At 64.1% G+C, this 26,591-nt stretch carries 14 protein-coding genes and 2 pseudogenes; 10 read left to right on the top strand and 6 right to left on the bottom strand.

Going from position 1 to position 26,591, the window contains the following annotated elements; genetic code table 11:
• Positions 1-12 precede the first annotated feature (12 nt).
• Positions 13-348 (bottom strand): hypothetical protein, encoded by a 336-nt coding sequence (locus tag BG22_RS06250; RefSeq protein WP_258186238.1) that lies wholly within the window; start codon positions 346-348, stop codon positions 13-15.
• Positions 349-509: 161 nt separating this feature from the next.
• Positions 510-1,106 (bottom strand): annotated as a pseudogene (locus BG22_RS06245) (hypothetical protein); the annotation flags it as partial.
• A 211-nt stretch (positions 1,107-1,317) separates the two neighbouring features.
• Here BG22_RS06245 and metG point away from each other — a divergent pair.
• Positions 1,318-3,225, top strand: coding sequence for a methionine--tRNA ligase (gene metG, locus BG22_RS06240; protein WP_094666585.1), 1,908 nt, complete (start codon positions 1,318-1,320; stop codon positions 3,223-3,225).
• Between the two features lie 1,120 nt (positions 3,226-4,345).
• Complete coding sequence (locus tag BG22_RS10845; RefSeq protein ID WP_181163416.1) at positions 4,346-4,516, top strand: hypothetical protein; 171 nt, start codon at positions 4,346-4,348, stop codon at positions 4,514-4,516.
• Between the two features lie 626 nt (positions 4,517-5,142).
• Here BG22_RS10845 and BG22_RS06235 read toward each other — a convergent pair.
• Complete coding sequence (locus BG22_RS06235) at positions 5,143-6,480, bottom strand: sugar ABC transporter substrate-binding protein (RefSeq protein ID WP_140494169.1); 1,338 nt, start codon at positions 6,478-6,480, stop codon at positions 5,143-5,145.
• Between the two features lie 24 nt (positions 6,481-6,504).
• On the opposite strand from BG22_RS06235, the gene BG22_RS06230 reads away from it, so the two are divergent.
• From BG22_RS06230 to BG22_RS06195, 8 genes are all read left to right on the top strand, one after another.
• The gene (locus BG22_RS06230) at positions 6,505-6,756 is read left to right on the top strand and encodes a hypothetical protein (protein ID WP_140494167.1); all 252 of its coding nucleotides are present in this window, start codon (positions 6,505-6,507) and stop codon (positions 6,754-6,756) included.
• A gap of 95 nt (positions 6,757-6,851) precedes the next feature.
• A complete protein-coding gene (locus BG22_RS06225; protein WP_181163415.1) occupies positions 6,852-10,916 on the top strand; it encodes a fibronectin type III domain-containing protein in 4,065 nt (1,354 codons plus the stop codon).
• 164 nt (positions 10,917-11,080) lie between these two features.
• Positions 11,081-12,502, top strand: coding sequence for an MFS transporter (locus BG22_RS06220; RefSeq protein WP_140494163.1), 1,422 nt, complete (start codon positions 11,081-11,083; stop codon positions 12,500-12,502).
• 242 nt (positions 12,503-12,744) lie between these two features.
• Positions 12,745-14,163: a LacI family DNA-binding transcriptional regulator gene (locus BG22_RS06215; RefSeq protein WP_140494161.1), complete on the top strand. Its 1,419-nt coding sequence runs from the start codon at positions 12,745-12,747 to the stop codon at positions 14,161-14,163.
• Between the two features lie 135 nt (positions 14,164-14,298).
• Positions 14,299-15,852 (top strand): MFS transporter, encoded by a 1,554-nt coding sequence (locus BG22_RS06210; RefSeq protein WP_219846931.1) that lies wholly within the window; start codon positions 14,299-14,301, stop codon positions 15,850-15,852.
• 416 nt (positions 15,853-16,268) lie between these two features.
• A complete protein-coding gene (locus tag BG22_RS06205) occupies positions 16,269-17,225 on the top strand; it encodes a TatD family hydrolase (RefSeq protein ID WP_140494159.1) in 957 nt (318 codons plus the stop codon).
• Between the two features lie 775 nt (positions 17,226-18,000).
• On the top strand, positions 18,001-20,499 hold the full coding sequence (locus BG22_RS06200; protein WP_181163418.1) for a KUP/HAK/KT family potassium transporter: 2,499 nt from the start codon (positions 18,001-18,003) through the stop codon (positions 20,497-20,499).
• Between the two features lie 78 nt (positions 20,500-20,577).
• Positions 20,578-21,438, top strand: coding sequence for a class II glutamine amidotransferase (locus tag BG22_RS06195; protein ID WP_140494157.1), 861 nt, complete (start codon positions 20,578-20,580; stop codon positions 21,436-21,438).
• A 76-nt stretch (positions 21,439-21,514) separates the two neighbouring features.
• On the opposite strand, the gene BG22_RS06190 is transcribed toward BG22_RS06195, so the two are convergent.
• The 3 genes and pseudogenes from BG22_RS06190 to BG22_RS06180 form a co-directional block, all read right to left on the bottom strand.
• Positions 21,515-22,378, bottom strand: coding sequence for an HD domain-containing protein (locus tag BG22_RS06190; RefSeq protein ID WP_140494155.1), 864 nt, complete (start codon positions 22,376-22,378; stop codon positions 21,515-21,517).
• A 520-nt stretch (positions 22,379-22,898) separates the two neighbouring features.
• Positions 22,899-23,804 (bottom strand): annotated as a pseudogene (locus tag BG22_RS06185) (ATP-binding cassette domain-containing protein); the annotation flags it as partial.
• 788 nt (positions 23,805-24,592) lie between these two features.
• Positions 24,593-26,164: an ABC transporter permease gene (locus tag BG22_RS06180; RefSeq protein WP_140494153.1), complete on the bottom strand. Its 1,572-nt coding sequence runs from the start codon at positions 26,162-26,164 to the stop codon at positions 24,593-24,595.
• Between the last annotated feature and the right edge of the window lie 427 nt (positions 26,165-26,591).

Genomic DNA, 26,591 nt, shown 5'->3' with positions numbered 1-26,591 from the left:
GCCCTCCTCTGTTCAGTCCTCTTCTATCGAGACGAGCAGGATTTCCAACGCGCGTCTGACGCCAGGGCCGCCTGCCTGAGAGACGTATTCGAGCAGTTCCGGGCTTGCCTGCGGATTGGCGACCAGCCATCGTCTCAGTTCGGGGACGTGCCATGCGATATGCCACAGTATCTCGGGGTCGGTGTCCGGAGAGCACGCCACTTCCGGCGTCAGGGCGATGGGTGGCTCGGGCGGCGCCGTCATGTCGTTGATGAGGTGCTCGTCCGATTGGGCGGCGGGCTCCGGCAGGCGTTGCCGTTGCCGGAGCGAATCCAGTCTGCTCGCTTTGTCTCGTCGCCGGCCGATCATCGTGACTCCCCGGATGTCGTCGGCTCTGACGTTGTTGGTTTCGGCGTCGTTGGTTTCGGTGCCGTTGTGAGCGATGGTCGTTCGGGCGTCGCCAAGGTCTGCAGTACCGTGGTTTGTGCCGAGGTTTGTGTCGCCGGCTGCATCGCCGGCTGTGCGTCCACCTCGTTCATTTCCCGCTGGATGGATTCGAAGAACAGCCGCGCGCGTCCGGCGTACTTGTGATGACGGTGCTCCTTGATGATGTCCAGACAGTCGTTCGGGCGGAAGCGATACGCGGACATCAGCTGACAGACCAAGTCGTTGATGCGGCTCGGCGTGACGTCGTCCTCCGGCGTCATCACCAGATCGCAGGCCGTGCGGGTCGGCGTGGTGATCGGCAGACTGCCCAGTTTGATGATCTGCTCGGGCAGGGTGAGTCGCCGGAAGACCCGGATGCGGCGGCCGGCCGACGTGGAGCGGAAGTGGGATGTGGATATCACGTCGATGCTGGCAGGGAACGGTGCGTCGCCGAGCCATACCCAGGCGGCCGTCTGCATGCAGGCCACGGTGCCGAACGGCGCGACGGTCGAGACGATGGTGGCGCGGCCGTACAGGGTGCCGGCGTGTTCTGACCAGTAGCTGGCGGACTCGTCAAGCTTGTGCACCGTGCCGAACGCGGCGAGGCGGTTCATGCTGAGCGGTCCGGGCAGGTCCTTGGTGAACAGGACTGCCGGAATCATCGCTGAGTCCGCAGTGGGCGGCGGGTGTGAAGGTCTCATGGGGCGACCATAGACGTTCCGCGCTGGGTCGCGCCACCGTCGCAGGCGAAATGGTGGATAAGTGCATGACGGCGGCGGGCGGATGAAAAATGTGGATAAGTCGGTGGATAAGTGATGGTGATTGGGCATGACGGTGGTGATGATGGCTGGCGGCTCGCATCTGGCGGCCCACATATGAGGCGTGTCCCGTGCGCGCCGGATAATCGGGCCTATGAGTCATGTTTTGGTGAATGTTGCTTGGCCGTACGCGAACGGCCCCCGTCATATCGGCCATGTTGCGGGCTTCGGCGTGCCCTCCGACGTCTACGCTCGCTATGAGCGCATGAAGGGCAATGACGTGCTGATGGTCTCCGGCACTGACGAGCACGGTACCCCGATTCTGGTCGAGGCGGAGAAGGAGGGCGTCACCGCCCAGGAGCTTGCGAACCGCTACAATCGTGTGATCGCCAAGGACCTGTGCGACCTCGGCCTGAGCTACGACCTGTTCACCCGCACCACCACGGGCAACCACGAGCACGTCGTGCAGGAGATGTTCAAGCAGTGCCTTGAGAACGGCTACATCTACAAGGGCACCCAGCAGGTGGCCATCTCCCCGTCCACCGGCCGCACGCTGCCGGACCGCTACATCGAGGGCACCTGCCCGATCTGCGGTGCCGAGGGCGCCCGCGGCGACCAGTGCGACGCCTGCGGCAACGAGCTGGACCCGGACGAGCTCATCAACCCGGTCTCCAAGATCAACGGCGAGACCCCGCGCTTCGAGCAGACCGAGCACTACTTCCTCGACCTGCCGGCGCTCGCCGAGGCCAACAAGGCGTGGCTGGAGACCCGCAAGGGCTGGCGCACCAACGTCATCAACTTCTCGCTCGGCCTGTTCAAGGAAGTCAAGCCGCGCGCCATCACCCGCGACATCGACTGGGGCATCCCCGTGCCGGTCAAGGGCTGGATCGACAACCCGAACAAGAAGCTGTACGTGTGGTTCGACGCCGTGATCGGCTACCTGTCGGCCTCCATCGAGTGGGCCCGCCGTCAGGGCGACCCGGAGAAGTGGCGCGAATGGTGGAACGACCCGAGCTGCCCGGCCTACTACTTCATGGGCAAGGACAACATCACCTTCCACTCCCAGATCTGGCCGTCCGAGATGCTGGCGTACAACGGCCAGGGTTCCAAGGGCGGCGAGACCGGCCCGATGGGCCCGCTCAACATGCCCGAGCAGGTGGTGGCCAGCGAGTTCATGACCATGGAGGGCAAGAAGTTCAGCTCCTCGCGCGGCATCGTGATCTACGTCAAGGACATCCTGTCGCGCTACCCGGTGGACGCCGTGCGCTACTACATCTCCGTGGCCGGCCCGGAATCCTCCGACTCCGACTTCACATGGGCCGAGTTCGTGCGCCACAACAACGAGGAGCTGGCCTCCTCCTGGGGCAATCTGGTCAACCGCGTCGCCAACCTCATCAACAAGAACTTCGGTGAGATCCCGGCTTTAGACGAGGACTCCATGACCGATGAGGACCGTGGCCTGCTTGAGGAGACCTCCGCCGCGTTCGATGTGGTTGGCTCCTCCATCGAGACCCACCACCAGAAGCACGCCCTTGCCGAGGCGATGCGCGTGGTCGGCGACATCAACAAGTACATCTCCTCCACCGAACCGTGGAAGATCAAGGACGACCCGGCCCGTCTCGGCACCGTGCTGCATGTGGCCGCGCAGGCCGTGTCCGACGCGAACCACCTGCTCGCGCCGTTCCTGCCTCATTCCGCGCAGAAGGTCTGGGAGGCGCTGGGCGGCACCGGCACCTTCTCGCCGCTGCCCGAGCTGCGCGAGGTCGAGGATCTCGACAAGCCCGGCTTTACGTACCCGATCATCACCGGTGATTACGAGCTGGGTGTGAACGTGCATCCGTGGAAGAGCGAGCCGATCGAGGTGGGCGCCCCGGTGGCCAAGCCGACGCCGATCTTCGCCAAGATTCCGACCGAGGCCGTGGCCGAGGAGCTGGCGCGTTTCGACGAGGCGCTGGCCGCCCGTCGTGCCGCCGAAGCCGAGCGTCTGGCCGCGGAAAAGGCCAAGCTGGCTGCGGAGGCGGACGAGTCTGTGGCTGCCGAGGACGCCAAGCCCGCCGAGTGACGGTGGTCCGGCGCGGTCCTGATTCCACTAGTGGTCCATCTCTTAAATAATTGAGGGCTTCAGCTTTTCTTTTTCCCGTCAGATTCGCTGCCAGCCTCCTCATCAGAGAGGGCTGATACCCCTCAAACAATTGTGAGACAGACCACTAGTCGTCGGCATGCCTTGGTGATGCTGGGGCTGCCGAGCGGCGGATGATTCGGCGTACTGCGTTTCGGGTCATCCAATTGGCGGTTCGGCTTCGGCGCGGTGACTCCGAGACCATGAGCGCCGGCCCCCATAGGGCTGCTGGAATCGCCGATTCAGGTCAATGAGCGGTTGTCATCGTGTTCGCGCGGTGACGACCGCTTTTGTATATGGGTTGTTGAGGACAGTTGCGGTGGAATTGTCGAACGACGTCACAAACCCGACACAGTTTGTCAAGAGTTTTCCCAGATAAGTGCATCGAATTCTCAAGGAACGGGCGGTTATATAGGAAACGTTAACGGATGGAGTTCAATGAAGTCCATCCCATGGCGAGGCCCATTCGGACCCCATAACTGAACCCTTCTTCTCTCTTCTCTCTCACCCGGCGGCTCCCTCCGCCGGGTTTCTTTTTGGCCCTTTGGCCCTGTGAAACCAGAATTGACATGCGCTACCCAATCTGGGGTCAGAGTGGGCTGATTTCCCAAGGGAATCCAACCCACATGACTCACCCTGTATGCCAATAGTTGGTTGAACAGCGTCTTCTCTAGCTGGCAGACCGGCTTGGAGCCGGCTCCGAGTCGCAAGACGAGGCGACGCATGGATGTTCTCGTGAAAATCAGTCCGGCCTGAATCTGCGAGGCTTGATTCCACGCCGACGGCAAAGAATGGCAAACAATGCTTCCTGTTGGTGGCAAATAGCGGCAAAGCAATGGGCAATATGCTGTGAGCTGGTTATGGTCTGGAGGCCGCGGTGGCGATTGCGACTTGGCAACTGCGATGCCGGCAGCGCTTGGACTGATGCGGCGCGGACTGACGTGGCCAGGCGGCGCCCATGCCGTTGCTCGGCAATGCGATGGGCTAGATGCTCATGCCCGATGCGTACGGCTGTCAGGCCGAGGCGTGGCCCGAAGACGGACGAAAACGGAAAGGAATGATCATGGTGGATCAGGTTGTGGTGGCCGCTGCGACGCTTGCAGTGGATTGGGGCAATACGTTCTCCCAGCTGGGTGGAGCCTTGGGCAAGGGCTTCCTCGTCGTAGTGGTCGTGGGTGTGGGTGGAGCTCTTATCGATGCGGCTGCCCGATACATCAAGAACCGTTTCATGTGATGTAGAGTGCGGATTCCCACATTGGGAATCCGCACGTTTTTTGTCGTCGTGCCGTTATCGGGACTGCGCTCGCGCGGCGAATCCGTGGATTATTCGCCGCATCAGCCCCTCGTACCGCCGATACACCCCATGGAATGCCATTGGGGTAGGCTATCTGCGTTGCGAGGGGTACTTCCGCTGCTTTGCGGAGAGCTATCTGCTTTGCAAGGGGTACATGCCCAAGTAGAAGACGTTCCAAAACGCCGGAATGGCGTTGAAGGAAGGCCTCTGATACTTCGGTTTCGGCGTTCGAGGTACCCCTTGCAAAGCAGATAGCTCTCCGCAGCGGGTCGAATGTACCCCTTGCAAGCGAGAAACCCCAATGCGGCTCCATAAATCCTGCGCATGCTGGATGCGCATGCCCATTGCTGGTGTACATTCGGTGCGCAGCCTGTGCGAAGGGACGGATTGATTCAGTTGATGCAGTTTTCGTTTCTCCGCGGCCGCGTCGGCAGACTGCCGTCAAGGAGCCCTGCTGGAATTCTCTGCCATCAGAGGGTGAGGCGATGCCACCCAGACAATTGCGAGACAGACCACTGGCCCAACCCGAAGTTTCGCCCCATCAAAGGGCTTCACCGTCCAGCCGACTACTTGACGGTGAAGCCCTCCTGCTTGCCGTACTCCCTGAGCGCTTCGGCCCATTGGTCGAGCCCCTGCTGCAACGTGACCTTGCCGTGATATGCCTGACCGACCGAATTGACGGCGATTGAATTGGCGTAGGCCATGTACGGCAGGTATTCGAAGTCCGTCGTCACGTTCTTGGCGGCATTGGCGATCACCTGATGCGTGGCCTGACCGCCGAAGAACTCATCCTTCTCGTCCAGCCAATCGTCATCCGACAGCACCGAATTGAGCGGCGGCAGACCGCCCTGCGCGAGGTTCACCGCAACGCCGTCGCCGTGCGCGAACCATTCGGCGAACTCATACGCCGCCTGGGTCTTGGAGTCGTCCGAACCCTTCGGCATGGCCAGCGCGCCGCCGCCGTTCTCGCCGTTCGCATGCTCGCCCGCCGTGTATTGCGGCATCGGGGCCAAACGCCACGAACCGGCGCTCGTCGAAAGGTTCTTCTGCATCGACGAGACCAGCCAGGCGCCCGTGAGCACCGTGGCGATGGAACCGTCATCCAGTTTGCGCCACCAGTCGTCCGTCCACATGGCGGTGGAGGTGTCGATGAGCTTGTCGTCCATCATGGACTGCCACATCGAGGTGAACTTGCGCACGTTCTTGCCGCCGAAGTCCACGCCCACCGTGGTGCCGTCCACGCTGAACGGCTTGGCGCCGGCCTGCCAGAGCATCGAGGCGAGGAACCCGCCGTCGCCGGTGTCGTTGGTGATATGGGCATTGCCCTCCAGCGCGGCCACTTTCTCCGCCGCCTCACGATACTCGTCCCAAGTGGTCGGCGCTTGTGCGACGCCGGCCTTCGCGAACACGTCCTGGTTGTAGAACATCACCATCGGACCCGAGGAGATCGGCAGTCCGTACGGCTGGCCGTTCACCGATACGTTGTTCTGCGCGGTCTTGGTGAAGTCGTCGCGGATGTCCGCGTAGCCGTAGTCGTTCATCGAGCGCAGCTGGTCCGAGATGGCGAATTGATGCACGGCGTTGAAGTCGAGATAGACCAGATCGGGGATGCCGTTGCCCGCGTTGAGCGCATTGGTCAGCTGCATGTACTCGTCCTCGTTGGCACCGGCGTTGGTCACCTTCACCTTGATGGTCGGGTGACTCTTCTCGAACGCGCTCACGAAATCGCCGATGGTGGACTGCCAGGTCCACAACGTGATTTCGGTGGTGCCCGCCGTGCCGGTCCCGGCTCCGTTGCTGTTCGCGCCAGGTACGCCGCATCCGGCGAGGGTTCCGATGAGACCTATGGCAACCGTTGCGGCCGTCGCCGTGCGAATGTGGACGTTGCGAGACAAGCGAGACATGCGAACGCTCCGATTGTGCTGAGTATGCGAACAGGCGGACGGGCGGTGATCGTCGTGGAGCGAACCGGCCCAAAACCATTTTCCGAAAGCAGAGTTTACCTGCGCATGGAAGAGGGGAGGCCGATGAAGTCAAGATTCATGGGAATTGGCAAAGACCGGCAAGTTCGCACCTATTTCGCGCAAACGCGGATTGGCAAGAAATGGCAAACGGCAGCAAATCGCAACAAATCGGGGATGGCAAAAAATGGCAAACACCGTTTACGCCGTATCTTGTGACTCGTAAACCGGGAACGCCCGGCGGGCCGAAGCAGCGATGACAACCGACGACGGTTTCGGCTCGAAGTGCAAGGATGTGCAAGAAAGGGACTGCAATGAGGCTCAACCTCAATGGAGTGTGGGACTTTTACCCGAACGGCGGGGAGCGGCGTTACGACATCGTCGTGCCGACTTGGTGGGATTCGCTGAGCCGCACCACCGGCTACCCCGAGGAGTGGGAGAAAGGCCTGCACCACGGCGTGTACGTCAAGACCGTGGAACTGCCGGAGAACATCACGGACGAGGACGTGTTCCTCCACGTCGGTGCGCTCGCCACGCTCGGCAAGGTGTTCGTCAACGGCAAGTCCGTGGGCCCGCTGACCACCAAGGGCTACCTCATGACCCTGCTGCCGTACGACCTTGACATCAACGATGCCATCAAGCCGGGCGAAACCAACGAGATCCGCATCGAGGTGTGGTCCGTCAAGGCCCTGCCCGAAGACGCGCTCGCCACCGAGGGTGGCCCGGACCGCCTGCTCTTCCCGTTCGGCGTGGAGAACATCGTCGGCCGCGTCGGCATCGGCGAGGACGTGGAGATCGTTACCAAGCCGAAGCTGCGCATCGACGACCTGCAGATCATGCCGGACCTCAAGAAGAACGCCGATCCGTCCGACGACGAGCTTGGCGTGAACGTCACCATCGTGAACCACACCGGCGAGGACGCGGATCTGACGCTCACGGCCGCCGTCCACCCGGTCAAGGGTGACGCCGCGGACGCCGCGCTCGACTTCGGCGCGACCGCCGTGCACGCGCCGGCCGGCAAGGCGACTGTGGTCAAGCTGGCCAAGGGCTGGCCGACCGCCCACTACTGGTCCCGCACCGAACCGTTCCTGTACACGCTCGACGCCGCCATCGCCGCGGCCGGCGCACCCGCCGACGCCGCGCCGGTCAACGAAGCGTCCGACCGCTTCGGCTTCCGCCAGTTCTGGCGCGAGGGCGACAAGTACATCCTCAACGGCGTCAAGATCCGCCTGCGCGGCGACTCCCTGTGCCTGCTCAACCAGGGCGACCGCGACCTCATCAACGAGATCGGTGACGCCTACGGCGTGATTCTGGACGACAACCACGCGATGGACGAGATGGCCAAGGTCTGGCTCGACGCCTACCGCCACGCCAACTGCAACATCATCCGCAACCACATCCGCTCCGTGCCCTCCCATGTGCTTATGGACCACGCCGACGAGACCGGCATGCTCCTCGAGGAGGAGACCGCCTTCTGGAACCCGGGCTCCACCTCCAACGTGTCCCTCGAGCCGCCGTACTACCTCAACTACTCCGACGAGGCCATCGGCTACTACACCGAATGGGTGGAGCGCTGGGTGCGCGAATACCGCAACCACCCGTCCATCGTGCTGTGGTCCACCACCAACGAGGCGTGGAACCCGAACGACGCCGAAATCCTCATCCCGCCGCTTGAGGCCGCCGCGAACCGCGAGGACCCGACCCGCATGGTCATCAACGATGGTTTCAACAAGCCGATCACCAACGAGGACTCCCGCCACTACTTCGGCGGCTACCCCTCCGGCATGACCAGCGCCCCGGACATCTACGACCTCTACCAGATCGACGGCGACCTGCCGCTCGGCGCCGGCGAGGAGTTCTCCGTGTCCACCGCAGGCATCCCGCAGTACGCCGAGGACGGCACCATCAAGGACATCTATCATGGCCGCCTCAACGGCAACCCGGACACCATCTCCCGTGCCGACTTCGGCCGTGAGGTGGGCCGCGTGACCCGCGGCGTGCGCACCACGCGCATGGCCAACTGGAAGCCGTTCTGCCTGTCGATGTTCATCTACGACAACATCGAGAAGGTCATCGAACTCGATCAGGAGCACACCAAGCACGGTCTGAACCCGAAGGCCCTGCTGCGCCCGCAGTTCGACCCGACCGCGAAGGGCGACGCCCGCTGGATCGAGGGCGATGGCTACCAGTACTTCGCCAACTCCTACGCCGACGTGGCCGCGTTCGACAAGGAGTTCGACAAGGAGCCGCGCCTCGGTCTGCCCCACCACATCTACCAGCTCGGCACCGCCTCCCAGCGCACGCTGATCGTCTACAACGACGAGGAGATCGACGGCACCGAACTCGAGGTGCGTTGGACCGTCTCCGCGGTCAACACGCAGGACGGCACCGTGCGCGAGGTGGAATCCGGCTCGAAGACCCTCACCGTGGACCACGGCGAGTTCACCGAGACGCCGATCACCATCCATGTGCCCGGCGAAGTGGAGACCTACGAATCCAAGCTCGTCGAGACGCTGAGCGTGGTCAAGAACGGCAAGCTCAAGTTCACCGAAGACAACTTCCTCGGCTGGATCGGCCGTCCGGCGCCCGCCAAGATCGGCTCCACCCGTCCGGACATCGACCTCGGCACCGTGGATTGGGTCTCGCGCAACGTCAAGCACTGCCTGCACCTGAAGCAGGAGGGCGGCGCCCTGAGCGAGAAGTGGACCGCCCGTGTGGTGGACGACGCCGACGGCTCCATCAGCTTTGAGCGTCTCGCCGGCAATCTGCGCCACGAGCAGGAGCTGTTCTACACGGTGAACGTGGCTGGGCTCGAATCCGGCAAGGAGTACACCGGCCAGATCGAATACACCGGCGAGAACGGCGACACCGTGACCGTGACCGTGCGCTTCGTGGCCGGCAAGATGCCGTGCCAGTGCCAGGCCACCAACAAGGCCCTCGGCGCCACCGTGCGCGTCTCCTCCAACTCCGAGCGCAACGGCTGGACCGCCGCATCCCTGGTGGACGGCGAGTTCAAGGCCGATTACAACCACTTCGGCTGGTCCAGCAAGCCCAGCGCCGAAAACCACGACGAGTGGGTGGTCCTGAAGCTCGCCCGCCCGACCACCGTCGCCCAGGTGGTACTCGCCCCGCGCGGCGAGAACCCCGGCGGCACCGTGGCCGAGGCCTTCCATGGCGAAGGCGAGGGCGTCGGCGGTGTGCAGGAGTTCGCGGCAGGACACCGCGCCTTCGACCCGAACCAGGGTCAGGGCTTCCCGGTCGACTTCACGATCTCCGTGTCCGCCGACGGCAACGCCTGGACCAAGGTGGCCGACAAGCACGGCTACGCGCTGCCCGCCAACGGCAAGCCGCGCGCCTTCGACTTCGACCCGGTGCAGGACGTGCGCTTCGTCAAGGTCGAGGCGTCCAAGCTGCGCTCCAACCCGAACGAGCACGACGAGTATGCCCTGCAGCTCGTGGAGATCGCCGTCTACGCCGACCACCACATGCCGGCCATCCCGTCCGAGCCGGAACATGTGACCGTCTCCGTGCAGGCGCACGACGTGCAGGTCGAATGGGCGTTCGCCTCCGACGGCCGCTCGCCGATCCTCGGCACCACGCTCACGCTCACCAACGCCGCCGGCGAGATCATCCCGGTCGCGGTGGAAGGCACCGACACGCACGCGCTCATCGCCGACGTGCCGGCCGGCGAGTGGACCGTGACCGTGCAGGGACGCAACGAGATCGGCGAGGGCGAAAGCGCCACGTCCGAGCCGTTCAAGGTGGGCCGCACCTCCGCCAACGAGGTGGATATGCTGCTGCCCGTGCCCAAGGCCCCGGTGGCCGAGCTGATCGTCGAATCCGGTGCGGTGGCCGTCTCCTGGAACGACGTGGACACCCGCTCCGGCTTCGGCAAGGGCGGCACCAACATCCACCTGACCCCGGTGGATGCGGCCGCCGAACTGCCCAAGCGCGCCGCCTGGGCGCCGATCGGCACCACTGCCTACACGTTCGCCGACGTGGCCCGCGGCACCTATCAGGTGACCATCGAAGCCACCACCGGCGAAGACAAGGTCTCCGCGGCCAGCGAGCCGAGCGAGCCGATTATCGTCGCCGCAGTGCCCGCCAAGCCCAACAAGCCGGGCGTCACCTCCTCCGGCGACACGATGAACGTGACCTGGCAGGCCCCGGCCGACGGCGGCACCCCGGTCACCTCGTACGTGCTCACCCTGCGCAACCTCACCGAGAACACCGTCAAGGTGGTCAAGGCCGAGGCCGGCGAGGAAGCCAAGAGCGTGTCCGGGCTCACGGCCGGCAACTACACGGCATCCGTGATCGCGGTCAACGCGATCGGCATGTCCGCTGAGTCCAGCCCGTCTCTGCCCTGCCTGATCAAGTAAGGGACAGCAGCGCGCGCAATCGGAGGGTGATTCGTGCTCACCCTCCGATTCGATGCGCTAGCAACAAGATTTGTCGTCGTTTCGGCGGCGACATCGCTCCTTGGGGAGCGAGCCGTTCCTTTGAGAACGGAAAACAAGGAAAAAGAACTAAGGAGTTCTGAAGAATGAGCACTGCAATAGCGCAGCCGGCCAAGAAGGCCCCGCAGAAGCTGACTTGGCTGAACATCGTCGGTTATGGTTCCGGCGATCTTGCGAACAACATCGGCTGGCGAATGATGTCGATGTTCCTGGCCACCTACTACATCTACATGGGCATCGACCCGGTGACCACCGCCAACATCTTCCTCTTCGCCCGCTTCTTCCAGGCCGTCGTCTACCTGCTCGCCGGCAACTACGCCGACCGCGTCAAGCCGAACAAGAACGGCAAGTTCCGCCGTCTGGTCGTCTGGTTCGGCGTGCCGATGATGGTCGCCATCGCCCTGATGTACACCATTCCGGCCGATGCCGAGATGGGCGTCAAGGTGGCATGGGCCATCGTCACCTACCTGCTCTACCAGCTGCTCGGCGCCCTCGGCGGCGTGCCGTACGGCGCCCTGCTCGGCGCCATGACCCAGGACCAGAACGAGCGTCAGCGCCTGTCCTCCGCCCGTATGGTCGGCGGCGCCCTGTTCGGCCTGATCGTCACCTTCACGCTGGCCCCGGCCATCAACACCGTCAAGGACCAGGCCGCCCTCGCCAAGCTCATGCTGCCGATCGTCTCCATCTTCTGCCTCGTCGGCGCCCTGATCTACGTCTTCCTGTACAAGACCACCATCGAGCAGATCGATGTACCCGAGCAGCCGAAGGTCTCCTTCCTTGACACCCTCAAGGCCATCGTCATGAACCCGGCCCTGCTCATCCTGTGCTTCGCCACCGGCTTCTACCTGATCGCCACCTGCGTGGGCTCCATCGGACCGATCATCGCCAAGGAAGTCCTCGCCAATGGCGCCGACGCCGGCACGCTGGCCCTCATCACCACCATCGTCACCCTGATCAACGCCTCCATCGGCGTCGTGGCCTCCCCGTTCGGTCCGGTCATCGCCCGCCACCTCGGCAAGAAGGGCGGATGGTACCTCGGCTGCGCCCTCGGCATCATCGGTGGTGTGATGTTCATCTTCGTCTCCAACGTCTGGCTGTCCCTCGTGGGCATGGCGCTCAACGCCATCGGCGCCCAGTTCTGCGGCAACTACGTGTGGGGCATGGAAGGCGACACCGTTGAGTACTACGAGTGGAAGACCGGCAAGCGCACTGATGGCGCCGCCATGGCTGGCCTGAGCTTCTTCCGCCAGATGTTCGGCGCCCTGACCTCCTGGCTCGGCCCGGCCATCCTCGCCTTCACCGGCTACAAGTCCGGCATGAACGTGGCCCAGGACCCGACCGTCGCCGAGAACCTGCGTCTGGCCGCCGGCCTCGTGCCGCTCATCGGCTTCGTGATCTCCGCAGCGATTATGTTCTTCTACCCGGTCACCGAGGAGAAGTTCAAGCAGATCAAGGCCGAGCTCGCCGAGCGTCACGCCGCCGCTGAGGCTGCTGCCGTTCAGGCGTGAAGCGGCAGCCCAGTGGGCTGTTTGTAGCCGAGGCCGAACGGCGACAGCCGTGATGTAATGATGGGTCCGGCCGATAGGCTGGTCCGAAATTGCAGGCTGAGGCGTGATTTCTCTGGGTTCCCCTCTCTGAGGGGAGCCCAGAGAAATCAGCAAACTAAAATCCAAGGGGCTCTGACAGCTCCCATCTGTGAGGGGAGCCCAGATACTATATATCTGCTTAAGGCATTGAGAGGGCGGTGACGATGACCCAACGCAAGGCGACGGACCGTGTCCGTCTGGCTGATGTGGCCGAGGAGGCCGGCGTGGCCATCTCCACCGTTTCCCGTGTGTTCGGCAATCCCGACCGCGTGAACTTCCAGACCGTGGAGCATGTTCGCGCGGTGGCCGAACGGCTTGGATATCGGCCGAATCCGAGACGCCGCAGTGCCGGCAACGCCGTCCTCGGAGCGGCCTCCGCGGGCATGTACGGCACTGCGTCCGCCGACGACATCGGCTCTCATGACGGCTCCGATGACGCCGGCGACGCCCACCGGCCGGCCGGTTCCGTCGGGGCGTCCGCCACTGCCGGCGAGCGTATGCCGGCATCGGCGACGGGTCCCGGTACGCTCCCCTCATCGTCAGCGGCTCTGTCGTCCGGCTCGCAAACCGCGAACGAGAACGGACGGCTGCAGCCATACGATACGGAATCCCGTCGCGGCGGCACGGCCGTACCGCGCGCGAACGTCGCATCCTCCCGCGCCGGCGGCGGTGCGCGGCAGCGCGCCGAACGAGGCGTGGAAGGCGGCATCATCGCGCTCGTCGTCAAGGACACGGCCGACGGCATCTCCTCGCAGATCCTCAAAGGTGCGCAGGTCACGGCAGTGGAGTCGGACAGCGCCGTCAGCATCATCGAAACCGGCCAATCGCAGGCCCGCACCCAGCAGATGCTCACCCATCTCGAAGGCAAGGTGGACGGCATCATCCTCGCCTCCGACTCGCCCAGCATCGACTTCATCCGCAACTATGCGAAGCGCATGCCGCTGGTCGTGCTCAACCGGCCCGTGGACGGCGTGCCCAGCGTGGTGCCCGACCCGCGCATCGGCGTGGTGCGGGCGCTGAGTCTGCTGCGTCGGTACCATCACACCGCCATCACGTATGTGTCCGGGCCGAGCGCCTCGTGGGCCAACCAGTCGCGATGGTCCTGCCTGCACGAGGTGGGGCAACGGATGGGATTCCGCGTGAACCAGATCGGCCCGGTGCATGCCACCGTGGAGGGCGGATATCAGGCGGCGCTGGCGCTGGAGGGCTCCAAGCCCACGGCCGTCATCACGTATAACGACCTCATCGCCGCCGGCATCGTGCTCCGCCTCGGCGCGGACGGCGTGCGGGTGCCGGACGACGTTTCCGTGATCGGCTTCGACAACACACTCATCGCACCGGTGGTCACGCCGCCGATCACCTCGATCCGCATCCCGCGCGCCCAACTCGGCCAGGCCGCGGTCCGGCTGCTGCTCGGCCGGGAGGCCGGCGGATTCCGCAATCCGGCGGACGCCCAGCTCATGGAACGGCTTACCGAACTCGGCGTGCGCAACGAGGACGAGGCCTCGGATTCCGTCACCCTCGTGGATACGTCGATCATCGTGCGCCGGTCGGTGGGCGAGCGGCGGCAGGACCAGGGGTAGGCCCGAAGGCAAGGTGCCGGGGCGAGCCGTGTCGCCGGCTGCCGTGCCGAAACGACGTCGTCGCCTTTGGCCAATAAGCTGGTCAGGTAGCGGTATGTGCCGGGCGTGTGCCGCGCGATGCGAAAGCGGGGAATCATGGCGGAGGTTGACAGCCACGCGCTACGGGCGGCGCTGGACGGCACCGGTCCGCGCAAAATCACGTTGCGCGAGGCTATTGGCTTTGGCATCGGCGACTTCTACGGCGGCGGCCAGCTCACCATCATCGCTACCTATCTTTCCCTGTTCTGGACTACGTTCTGTGGGATGTCCATCGCCACCGCACAGTCGGTGATCGGCCTGAGCGCGCTCATCAGTGCCGTGGCTGCGCTGGTGTTCGGCGTCTTCGATGACAATCTCTACCGTTACAGCCTTGGCCGCAGGTTCGGCCGTCGCCGCTTCCTGCTCATGATCATCGGACCGATGCTGCTCGTGGGCGTGTTCCTGTGGATTCCGGGCTTCCCGGTGGCGGTGTACGCGCTCGTCTACGTGTTCTGGGTGGTGCTCGCGCAGCTGTTCCAGACCGCCTACAACCCGCTGCCCGGCGAAATGACGCCGGATTTCAACAGCCGCACCAAGCTGTCCACCGTGCGACTGTTCATCTCCACCGGCGCGGGCACGCTCATCCCGCTGGCCGGCAGTCTGGTGCTGGCCGTGGTGGGGGAGCGCACGCCCACCGGCTACATGATCTTCACCATCGGCACCACCGTGCTGTTCGCGCTCGCCGTGTTCGCCTGCTGGCGTTCCACATGGGAGATGACCCCGGAGGCCGCGGGCTTCGGCGCATGGGCGCGCGGCGAGCGGCATGACGGCCATATCGGCGCGGCAGGCTGGATGCGCCGCGCGGTCAAGGTGCTGCGCGAATACGCCACCACGCTGAGAATCAAGGAATTCCGCAAGCATCTGTCCATCTACCTGCTCGTGCAGGTCTCGATGGACGTGTTCGGCCAGACCTTCGTGTTCTTCGTGGTCTACAACTGGAGTCACACCGCGGCGTTCGCCTCGCTGCTGCTCTCCTGCGCGGCCGTCTCGCTGCCGCTGATGCCGGTATTCGGCTGGGCCATGACCCGAATCGGACCCAAGAAGCTGTACGCGATCAACTTCGCCGGCTGCCTCATCGGCGTGGGCTGGCTGTTCGCCGCATGGATGCTGGTGGGGCGGGTGTCGGGCGTGGCCTGGACCGTGTTCGCCGTCGTCGGCGCGCTGTGGTTCTTCGCGTTCAAATCGTTGTGCGGCTACCTGCCGTGGGCCGTGTTCCCGTACATCGCGGACATCGACCAGATCGTCACCCGCCGTTACCGCTCCGCCACGTTCTCGGGCATTCAGGCCTCGTGCCGGCAGCTCGGTTCCGGACTCGGCACCATCTGTGTGGGTGCGATTCTGGGGGCGGTCGGCTTCGACGCCACGCGAACCGCGCAGACCCCGACGGCGCAGATCGGACTGGGGGCCGTGCTTCTGGGCTGGTTCGCGTTCGCGATGATCGTCGCCTGGATCATCTCCGCCCATTTGGTCATTGACAAGCGCACTGATGCCGTGCTGCTCGCCGAAACCACCCGTCTGCGCAACGGCGGCGCCAAAGCGGATGTTGACCCGGAGGTGCGCGGCGTGGTGGAGCATCTGACCGGCCTGCCGTACGCGGCTTGCTGGCGGTGATCGGCGAATACTGGCGCCGATTGGTGAATTCGCCGGATTCTCGCGGGATTTCTGTCGGATTTCGCGCCGATTCCGCGTTGAATCCGCGTTGAATCCGGCGAAACCGACTGTAAGTACGCGGCTCAACGAAGTACTCGCGTACTTACAGTCGGAAATCGGCCCCAAAGGGACTGTATGTACGCGGCATGTTCGTTGAGCCGCGTACATACAGTCCCTTTCACGATGTCGCCCGCGCGACCGGAGGCGACTTCTGCACGTTCCTGATGACGGCCTGGATCGCGCGGTGTCGTCTGCGCGGCCGGAGGCGACATAGGGCGGACGGACCGTGTTCGACGTGACCGTGTTGTGTCGCCCGCGCGACCGGGGCCGACGGAGCGGCGCGCGCGGCATGTATTCGTGACATACACTGGGGAATCATGAGCAAACACCATCGCGACCGCAGCTGGGCGCCGGCCCCCGACGCGCTGCCCGCAGACGCCCACGTCATCGACAACCACACGCATGTGGCCTCCGTGATCCCCTTCGCCAGGGCCATGGATCACGAGGCGCAGGCCAAGGGACAGCCCGCCGTACCGGTCTACGATGTGGACCAATTGCTTGCGCAGGCGCAGGCTGTCGGCGTTGGGGGTATCATCGACTGCGGTTGCGAGCTGCCGCACCTGATGACCGCGGTCCAGATGGCGATCGAGCATCCAGGTAATGTGCACGCGGCGCTCGCAATTCATCCCAACGAAGCCGTGCTGCACGGTCATCGCGGCGTGCCCGGCCCGGATGGGCTGCCGATCAAATACAAGCCTTATCACGACGTGAGTTTCGAGGACGCGCTCGCCGAAGTGCATCGCCTCGCCACCCAATACCCCGAGCAGGTGGTGGCCATCGGTGAAACCGGTATGGACCTGTTCCGCACCGGCGCGGGGGCCATGGAGCTGCAGCGCGAGGCGTTTCGCGCGCATATCGCGCTGGCCAAGGAACTGAATCTGCCGATGCAGATTCATGACCGCGACTCGCACAAGGAGGTCATCGAGACGCTGCTCGCAGACGGCGCACCCGAGCGCACGGTCTTCCACTCCTACTCCGGCGACCGCGAGATGGGCGAGATCGCGCGCGAGCACGGCTGGTACCTGAGCTTCTCCGGCACGGTGAGCTACAAGGGCAACGACGGCATCCGCGAGTCCCTGCGCATCGTGGGGCTCGATCACGCGATGGTCGAGACGGACGCCCCGTACCTGACGCCCATGCCCTACCGGGGCAGGACGAACGCGCCGTACATGATTCCCTACACGTTGCGTGCGATGGCCGACACGCTCGATCTGCCGCTGGCCGAGGTGGCGCGTGGCACCCGGGCCACGACCCGCGCGGTATACGGAATCTAAGGCGCGGGGCAACGTCATCGACGCGATCCGTTCCACTGGTGGTCTGTTTCGTAATGGTCTGAATGGTATTGGCCCCGCTGAGGGACCGTTGCCGTGAAGCAAACAGCGGAGCTGTTTGTAGGCAACGTGCGAGCCGACAGGTGAGCCGCCGACAGGTGAGCCGGCATGTCGCGCACGTAGTGCGTCCGTAATTGCAGGATGGGCTGTCAGCGAGGCTGGCTGGGGTGAGACAAGAAGCCGAAACCCTCAACTTGTAGTGAGAAGGGCTAGTAGAAAGAAATAGACAATTCGCCCTATTCGCGTAAGTTGTTAAGAATTCGTTAGGGCGCTACCATGGCTTTCGAAAGTAGGGCATCTCCAGTATGCCGCTCAGCAAGTTTGTTGATGAAATGACTACCCCTCAGTCCCGCTTCGCGGGCCAGCACGTCCGGCAATTACGGACGCGCTACACGCGCAGCCAGCTGGCTCGCCTGTTGGCTCGCACGTCGCCTGCAAACAGCTCCGCTGTTTGCTTCGCGGCAACGTCCTGACAAGGGGAGCCAGAAGATGATCAACAAATTGCTGACGCGGGACACTAGACGAGAGCAGGAGTTCGCGGGCTGTGGTGTGAACCCGCGTGGAGGACGGATGTATGGCTGAGTCGGACAATCAACCCGCGCGCGCCCCTAAGCCGGCAGGCAACGGGCGCAACGATCGCAATGACCGAAGCGTGGCGAACGGTCAAGCGCCCAAGGAGACGGAAGCGTCACAGACATCGAAGTCCGTCACCGGAAAGATTGGCGGGGCAGGCAAGACCGGCCGGGTTTCGGCTGCCAAGCCGGCTGCTAATAGGGCCGGCAAAGCGGTTGCCAAGCCGGCCGCTGGCAAGGCCGCCAAAGCGGCAGCCAAAACCGGCAAGTCCGGGGCCGATGGCGCCAGCAAGCTCAAGCAGGAGGAAGAGGCGCTGCTGCGCGCCGACACCTTCACCAACGCGCCCAAGGTCTCGCGTCGCACGCTGACCCGTGAGGAGCGCGAGGCGCTGGCCAAGCTCAAGGAGGCCGAGAACAAGGAGGCCGAGAAGCTCGCCAGCACCGCGGCCAGGGGACGTATCGGCCGGTGGTGGGCGCGGATGCAGTCCGGCCCGGACAAGGTCACGCTCGGCATGGCCATCGTGGCGCTCGGCGTGGTCTACGGCGACATCGGCACCTCGCCGCTCTACACCGCGCAGACGTTCCTCTCCGGTCAGGGAGGGCTTGGCAATGCGGACCGCGAGGCCGTGCTCGGCATGCTGTCGCTCGTGTTCTGGTCCATCACGCTGATCACCACCGTGAAATATGTGCTGATCGCCATGCGCATCGACAACAACGGCGAAGGTGGCATCTTCGCGCTGTATTCGCTGATCCGCCGGTACGGCGCATGGCTCGCCATCCCGGCCATGGTCGGCGGTGCGGCGTTCCTCGCCGATTCGGTGCTGACACCGGCCGTCTCCATCAGCTCGGCCGTCGAGGGTCTGCAAACGCTGCCACCATTGGAACAGGTCTTTGATGAGAACCCCAGCCTCACGCTGATGATCACCGTGGTCATCATCGTCATCCTGTTCGCCGTGCAGTCGCGCGGCACCGAAAGCATCGGCCGCGTATTCGGCTCCATCGTGCTCATCTGGTTCAGCTTCCTCGCCATCGTGGGACTGGTGAACCTCTCCAACGACTGGACGGTATTCGCGGCGCTCAACCCGGTCTACGGCGTCAAATTCCTCTTCAGCCCGCACAACGAGGCCGGCATTGCGCTGATGGGCACGGTGTTCCTGTCCACCACGGGCGCCGAGGCCCTGTACTCGGACATGGGCCATGTGGGGCGCGGCAACATCTACTTCACCTGGCCGTTCATCAAGGTGGCGCTCGTGTGCAACTACTTCGGACAGGGCGCGTGGATCCTCGCCAACAGCCGCAACCCCGAGTTCAACACGATGAAGACGCTCAACCCGTTCTTCCAGATGATGGACCCGAACGTGCGCTATCTGGCCGTCGTACTCTCCGTCACGGCAGGCGTGATCGCCTCGCAGGCCCTGATCACCGGCGCGTTCACGATGGTCTCCGAGGCCACGCGCCTCAACTGGATGCCGCATCTGCAGGTGCGTTACCCGGCCCGCACGCGCGGCCAGCTCTACATCCCGGTGATCAACGGCGTGCTGTGCGTCTCCACGCTGCTCGTGCTCGCCATCTTCAAGGATTCGGAGCATATCTCCGCCGCGTACGGTCTGGCGCTCACCATCACGATGATCACCACCACCGTGCTGCTTGGCGTCTACCTGTGGCATAACGGCCGTCGTCTGGGCGCGGCACTGTTCATCGTGCTGTTCCTCGCCATCCAGACCATGTTCTTTGTGGCGTCCATGGCCAAGTTCCTGCACGGCGGCTGGTTCACCTGCCTGCTGACCATCGCGATTCTGTTCGTCATGGTCACCTGGGATCAGGGCACCAAGCTGGAGCGCGCGCAACGTCGCCACATGCAGCCGCAGGACTTCCTGCCCGCGCTGGACAAGCTCCATAGCGACTTCCGCATCCCCTATTTCGCGGACAACATCGTCTACCTGACCTCCGATTCGGAGACCAAGCGACTCGATACGGACATCTTCTTCTCGATCTTCGCCGACCATCCCAAGCGCGCCCGCGCCTGGTGGGCGGTGAGCGTGGAGACCACCGACGAGCCGTTCACCCGCGAGTACTCCGTCGAGAACTTCGGCACCAGCTACATCTACCGCGTGCGCATGCGGCTCGGCTTCAAGGTGTCCCAGTCCATCCCGGCGTACATCCACCAGATCATGCACGACCTGTCCAAGACCGGCGAGCTGCCCAAGCAGAAGTCGCTGTACCCGAAGGTGGACGCCGATCCGGACATCGGCACCATCCGGTACGTGCTGATCCACAAGGCCCTCATGCCCGAATCCAAGGTCTCGGCGTGGGGTGCGCTTTCGCTGCAGGTCAAGTACACCATCCGCCATGTGGCCGGCTCGCCGGTCAAGTGGTTCGGACTGGCGCCGTACAACCCGCTGGTCGAGGTCCAGCCGCTGTTCGTCTCGACGCGCCGTCCGCCCCGCCTGAAGCGCATCGGTGTCGCCGACGTGCGCGGCGCCGGTGCCGCTGGGGCGCGCGTTGCCGCCGAGCCCACCCGCGCCAAGATCGATCCAGCGGCCGTGCCCGATCCGCTCGACACCACCTCCGGTCTGGGCCGGCTGGTTCACGCACCCGAGGCTACAGTGCCGTCCGGCAAGAGCTCCGCCAAGACTGCGAAATAAGGCGCAATAAGACCATATAAGCAATCTCTATAACCCCGTCCGCGCGTTCGTGATGATGCTCCACTAGGTTGTCAAGGTATGTGCAGACTACTGGGATACGCGACGGCGGGGTTCAACGTGAGCCTCAACGCCATTTTGGGTTCGGAGAACACCGCTGACTTCCAGGAACTGTCTGAAATCCACAATGACGGCTGGGGCGTGGCGCAGCTCGCCGACCCCGCCGAAGCTCCGTACATCCGCGACGGCGGCGCGCCCACCCCGGAGACCGGCACCAAGATCTACAAGTCAACCGTCGCCGCGCGATTCGACTCCACCTTCGAGACGCTCGCCAACGAGCCCGCCCGTGGCGCGCTGTGGCACCTTCGCCTCGCCAGCTCCAACCTGCCGCTCATCATGGAGAACCAGCAGCCGTTCTACGCCAACGGCCTGAGCTTCATCCACAACGGCGACATCTCGGACGCCAACGGCCGCAACATCGTGACCAACCGTTCCTATCCGGTGGATCACAGCATCCTGCTGTCCACCGGCGGCCGTTCCGATTCCGCCATCTTCTTCGCGGTGATCCTCGAATACATCGGTTTCGGCTTCCCGCTGGACGAGGCCGTGGCGCAGGCCGTGCGCGAACTGCGCCAGGCGTATCCGAAGTCCAGCTACAACTGCATGATCCAGTCCGAGGACCAGCTGGTGGCCCTGTGCGCTGCCGGTCGTGAGAAGACCAGCCCGCGCATCGTCGAGATCTACGACGAGTACGGCCGTGGTGAGCAGGCCGCCGATTACCGTGTGATGCGCTACCGCGCGCTCGAGGACGAGAACGGCGACCCGGCCGGTGTGGTCGTGTCCTCCTCCGGATACGACCAGAGCGACTGGGACGTGCTGGAGAACGATCAGATGATCGTGGCCTCCAACCGCAACGGCACCTTCCGCCTGCGTTCCATCTGAAGCTGAACTGTCTGAGCTTGAACCATCTGGACTCGAACCATCTGAACCTGAATCGTTCCGTTCAGATGATTCAAGCTCAAATCATGCGCATGTGGTACTTGGTGGCCAGCAGCAGGATGTCCGGCACGCCGTATTTGGCCACAAGATCGAGCCAGCGGCGCTTGTTCGCTTCGCCGTATCGCGCGGCACGAGCGGTGTAGGCGTCGACCTGCAGGAATTTCGGCGGCACTGACTTGCTGTGGAACTTGTCGGCGTACATCACCACCTCCTGCTCGAGGTTCACCGGCACATAGTCGGCCGGCGGCAGCGGCAGATCCTGGGCGATGACGTCCTCGCGCGTAAGCCCCACGCCGGTGTGGTTGCGGCAGAACTGCGCGATTGATTCGTCCACGCCTTCGCTGAGCAGGTACTCGTAGCCCTTGAGCCCGTGGAGGATATACTTTTTTCCGCTGAATTTCAGCGGTTCACCGTCTGTGCCGTCGTGCTTGAAGACGCGGTAGGTGCCGATGTCGTGCAGCAGGCCGCCGATGAGCACCAGATGCTCGTCAATCAGGCGAGGCGGCACATGGCCTCCGGTCACGCCGCCGGTCGGCGGAACAAGATAAGTGGGGGAGGGTTGCGTCGCCGGGGCGGCGGCAGCGGATGTCGGGTTATCGGGGGTGCCGGTCAGGCTGGCTGCCGAGCCGGCAAGCGGGGTCGCAACGGTTTCGAGGGTACCGTCGTCTGCGTTATGCTGTGCCGCGCGGTCACCCCACTCCGGTGCGTCCTTGGGCAGGGTGCAGCGGCGCGTGAACAGGGCGTTCTGCCGGCGGGCGATCTGCTGGGCGATGGTGGCCACTATCACGCAATGCGTATGCACCAGCTCGTAGGCCTCCTTGGAAGGTGCGATCTTGTGATGCAGCTCGTCGATTTGCTCCAGCGTGGGAATATATCCGCTCATGATGCCCGCTCCAATCCGTAAGTCGAACCAGCCCCAAGCGTAGCGCGGCCGGCCGGCATTCTTCTGACGGTGTGCGCGACACCCAGGCTCGGGCCTTTTGGATTGGTAGTGCAAGTGCGTTGCGGCTGGAAAGATCGTTTACGTGCTCGCCGGGACTGTATCTGCCTTGCGAGGGGTACATTCTTCGTATCCCGGACAGGTATCTGCTTTGCAAGGGGTACCTGCACGCGCAAAACCCGAGTACAAACGAGACAATATCAACGTTCATACTCGGGTTTTGCGGATTGAGGTACCCCTCGCAAGGCAGATACGTGTTTGCAAGAGGCCGAATGTACCCCTTGCAAAGCAGATAGCTGCCGGACAGGCGAATATGGACTTGCGGCAGTGACGAGAATGGCCGTGGAGGGGCAACTCCACGGCCATTCTCGTCATCCGGTGTCTGATGCTCGCGCTCGGTACGGTTCAGTATCGAACGTTCGACGTCCAGCGACGAATTGCGACGGTCCTTACAGCCACGCCGTCAGACCTCGAACAGGGTGTCGGCAGCCTCGGCGATTTCGCGAGAGGCGGTGAGCACGATCACGCAATGCTTCGGGTCGCCGCTGTGAGCCAGCTTGGCCAGTGCTGCGAACACGGTCACGGTGTCGTCATCGCCGAGTCCGCGCGTCGGCTCGTCCAGAATCAGGACCTCGGCCTCGGTGCTAATCGCGCGTGCGATGGCCACCAGACGCTGTTGCACCAGCGGCAGCTTGCCGACAGCCAGACCGGATGTGGCCTCGGTGAAGCCCACCTTGGCCAGCAGCTCACGCGCGATGACCGGCTTGGGCTTGAGGAAGTTGCGGTTTGAGGCGTTCATCGCGTACAGCACGTTCTGCTCGGCGTCCAGATCCGGCTGCACAGCATGCAGCTGCGGCACAATGCCCAGACGGTGCCCTCGCACCTCAATCGGCTCGAGATCGGCGATGTTCGCACTCTTGTTCATCACCGTGCCGGCGGTGGGACGTACCAGCCCGGTCATGACGCCCATCAGCGTGCGACGCTTGACGTCAGCGGTCACGCCCGAATCCGGGTCGTCCTGGATGAGCAGCGCGTAGGCGTGGCCGGCATAGCAAGCAAATTCCACGCCGCCGAGCACGATTTTGCCCTTGCCGTCCTGCACGCTCACCTTGTTGAGGGCGAATGTCGGATAGGTTTTGAGCAACACGTCGTCCGCGCCACCGCCCACCAGCACGCGATCGATGCGGGACGCCAGTGTCATGGTGGGCTCGCTCTTGGCGCCGGAGGCCTCATGATCGGCCAGTTCGTCCTTCTTGTCGCGCTTGGCGAGAGCCAGCGTCTCGTTGACGCGACGGGCGTTGCGCTCGGTCACTTCGGCGGAGGCATTGGCCGAGGCAAGGGCGTCGCGCTCGGCCTCGGTAGGCTCGTCGGAAGCCTTGGAGTCGGCGGATGCAACGGTGTCGGCGGCTCCGGCGGATTCGGCCGTTTCCGATGTGTCCGAGGCATCTGCTGCGTGGTGATGCCCTGCCGACGGGCTCGCGCTTGTGCCGTCGGTTGCGTCACTGGCGTCACTGGTGTCGCTGGCCGAGCTGACCGTCGCATCGCCGCCTTGCTGAGTGGACTGGCCATCTTCCGCAGTATTCGGGCCTTCACCATGCGTGTCATTGGCGTCCGGAACCTTCGCCGCGGACTTGGACAGTCCGGCCGCCGCCTTGACCTTGGTCGGGTCGGCGCCGGTGGCGGCCGCAATCAGCGCCGCCGTGACGTCGTCCTTATCGATGACCGCGTCGGCGGGTTCCTCCGCCTCGCCGTCATCGGAGGCATCGGCGACCGACTGCTCGGCCGACGCCAAGCTGCTGTAGATGTCGCCGCCGGCGTTAACCGTTGCGTCGTCTTCGCTGTCGTCGTCATCGTCGAAGACGACGCTGAATTGGACTGATTCCGGCAGCGCGCTCTTGTCGGCAGCCTCAGTCGTTGCAGTATCGTCGGCATCGTCGGTATCGCCGGTATTGCTCGCATCATCCACGGCCGCGTCGGCGGCATCCGTGGCCTCATCCTGCTCGGCCGTCTGCCCGGCGGCCTGATCGGGTGCCTGCTCATCCGTCCGCTCGGCGGCGGCGTCGGACGTCGCATCGCTTACCGTGGCCGCCGTCTGGTTCTCGGTCGCATCCGCAGCAGCGTCGGTCTGCTGGGCCTTCTCGGTGTTCTTGTCGTCGCTCATGCCTGTGCCTCCGCATCATCGTCGGCCTTCGCGGCCGTGCCGTTCGTTGTGATCTTCTTGCCCGAGTCGGTATCGGCGTCCGTACTGCCAGCATCGCCCGCGACGTCCGCATTGTCCGTGTTGCCGGCATCGCCCACGGCGCCCGCATTCTTCCCCGTGGATTCGCCGTTGGCCGCATCCGCCGCGGACTCCGCCTCGATGCTTTCGGTCTCGCGCACTGTGCCCCAATCGCCGTCGGAGGCGAACAGCTTGTCCGCGCCGTAGAAGGGCAGACGCAGCGCGGCCAGAATCGCCAGCACCAGAATCGCGCCGAGACCGTACCAGACCATCTTCCAGACCAGATCGGAGGTCACGGGCGTGGCGTGGCCGGCTGCCAGCGCGGTGCCAATCGGCTTGGCCGCGAACGCGCCACCCACCAGACCGATGGCGTAGAACGGCAGCGTGGTGATGAACACCTCAAGCATGAACTGCCAGCCGAGGCGTCCGCGCGTGACGCCCGAGACCAGCGCCATGCCGATCTCGTCGTCGCGCTTGCGGGTCCACACGCCGAGCAGCACCAGCGCGAGCAGCACCACGCCACCGGCCGACAGCAGCAGAATCACGCCGGTCTGCGCGCGGGAGGCCAGAGTCTCGATCGGTGCCAGCGACTTCGTGTACCGCTCGAGCGCGGGGGAGGAGATCGCGAAGCTGTCCGCCGGCAGCTTGGACTTCTTGAGCGTGTCAACCACCGACTTGTACGTGGCGGCGTCGCTGATGTTGAACACCACGTTGAGATCGGGCAGCGCCCAGCCGCTTACCGAGTCGTCGGAGGACTGCGGGTCGAGGCCGGCCTTGGAGAAGGTCTGGTAATTCGTGTAGATGGCGTTCTCGCGGTTGCGGGCGGTCACCACCGGGTTGTCCGCGGCCGCGTCGGCCGTGTACTCGTAGATGCCGCGCACCGTGAGTTCCGTGGTCTTGGACTTGTCCGCCGCGGCGGCCACCTTGAACTTGTCGCCCACCTTGAGGTTATTGGCCTTGGCGAAGGCGGCGGAGACCAGCGCGCCCGTCGTGTCCGGGTTGTCGGACTGGTTGTCGTAGCTCAGGGCTTTGCCGTCGGTGATGGTGTAGGTGCCGAGGTCGTTGGCCTTGGCGGCGTCTTTGGTCCAGAACGCGCGCCAGATGAGCTGACCGCCGGTCTCATTGTCCGAGGCGGAGCCCAGAGGGCCGCCGTCCAGCGCCTTGAGGTCGCCGGAGACGCGCGCCGGCACGGTCTCCGTGACCGTGAAGTCAAGCGTGCTGGTGGCCTGTTGGATGGCCGTGGCGTACTCGGTGTAGCTCGTCCACGTCATGTACTGCTTGGTGGAGGCGGAGTCGGTGGCCGAGACCTTCTTCCATGCGGCGGCCGTGGGACGGATGGCCAAATCGGCCTTCTGCGCGTCGTATGTAGTGGTGTGTGCGGTGGTGTTTTCCTGAATGATGGCCAGCCCGGCAACCGTGCCGAACGTGACCGCCAACGTGACGAACGCGGTAAGGGCCGTGCGCCCCTTCGAACGCATCAAAGCCCGCCAGGCGTTGCTGAGGACGAACATGTGCTACTTCTCCCGTTCTCCTAAGCCGAACAAATCATACGGCTCCCACTATTGCTGCGCATCGTGACCGTTTTCTTGCGCATTACTGTTATACCTCTCAACGAACCCTGAGAACATGCTGAACGCGATGTGGCGGTCGTGCGCGGATTTGCCCATGTTTGCAGCCCGATTTGCCCGCTGTTGCGGGGCAGTAGGTACACTGTCAAGAGATTGCGCTCTGTTGGGTCCGGCCGTCGTCGCGCCGCCATGCGGGTGCCGCGCTGCCATGTGCGCCATGTTGCTGCCTGGTCGCTGCCTGTGCGGTGTGCCGCATGGAAGCTATATGGAAGCCGTATGGCGTGCGTGGCATATGCGTGTGCGTTTGCATGCGAGCGTGCATACGAACGTGCGTGGGCGGACTGTGCGCGGAGCGTTGCAGCGAGCGAGA

Source organism: Bifidobacterium sp. UTBIF-78 (assembly GCF_006408945.1).
Classification (GTDB): domain Bacteria; phylum Actinomycetota; class Actinomycetes; order Actinomycetales; family Bifidobacteriaceae; genus Bifidobacterium; species Bifidobacterium myosotis.
Note: the sequence above shows the minus strand (reverse complement) of the source record. Positions and strands in the feature narration are given on the sequence as shown.